The sequence below is a fragment of the Bacillus sp. SIMBA_008 genome, from assembly GCF_046535495.1.
GTDB lineage: Bacteria > Bacillota > Bacilli > Bacillales > Bacillaceae > Bacillus > Bacillus subtilis.
On the sequence record NZ_JAWRWL010001042.1, the window covers coordinates 1 to 246 of the forward strand.

The following is a 246-nucleotide window of genomic DNA, read 5'->3' on the forward strand; positions in this document are numbered from 1 at the left end:
CTCGTCCAGCGCCCGGGCGACCTGGGGCAGGGCCTGGCGATCGCGCACATAGACTTTCAGCAGGGTGCCCGGGTCGTCCAGCGAAGCCGGCATGTCCGCGCCACCGCGACCGATCGCCGCCTCGCGCAGCGCGTCCAGGTTGACGAAGATCTCCTCCAGCTGGGCCGGCAGGTCGTCGTGGTGGGCGGTGGCGTGGCCGACGATGCTCGCCGTGCCCGACAGCATCAGCGGCGCCCGGCTGCCCGG

Annotated in this window: 1 protein-coding gene; it reads right to left on the reverse strand. The window is 73.6% G+C overall.

Features of this window, described 5'->3' with window-relative positions; genetic code table 11:
- The coding region (locus SB658_RS26585) for a RidA family protein (RefSeq protein ID WP_410603491.1) at positions 1–246 on the reverse strand (246 nt) is incomplete at both ends.